Origin of the sequence: Cognatundibacterium luofuense (genome assembly GCF_018139685.1) — a bacterium.
In the GTDB taxonomy this organism is placed as follows: domain Bacteria; phylum Pseudomonadota; class Gammaproteobacteria; order Burkholderiales; family Burkholderiaceae_D; genus Undibacterium; species Undibacterium luofuense.
This window is the reverse complement of the sequence record NZ_JAGSPN010000711.1, coordinates 1-255: the sequence shown is the minus strand read 5'-3', so window position 1 is coordinate 255 and position 255 is coordinate 1. Positions and strand designations below refer to the sequence as shown.

General features: G+C 63.1%; 1 protein-coding gene. It reads left to right on the top strand.

The window, feature by feature from the left end; all coding sequences use genetic code 11:
- Nucleotides 1–255: DDE-type integrase/transposase/recombinase (locus KDM89_RS22290; protein WP_212689906.1), on the top strand; the 255-nt coding region annotated here is incomplete at both ends.

Sequence of the window (255 nt, the reverse complement as noted above, 5' to 3'; positions counted from 1 at the left end):
GGCTTTCGTCCGCGTGTTCAAGCCTTGCCTTCGGTGGCGAAAGCACCAAACGAACGCTGGGCGACCGACATGTGCCGAGTATGGGCCGGTCGTGACGGTTGGGCGGTGCTGGCCTTGGTGATCGATTGCCATACCCGAGAATTACTGGGCTGGCATCTGTCCCGCTCGGGCAAGGCTAAAACGGCCGAGGCGGCCCTGGAGCAGGCGCTCATTGCCCGCTATGGCACCTTGGGCAGGGTTGAGGCACCGTTCTTG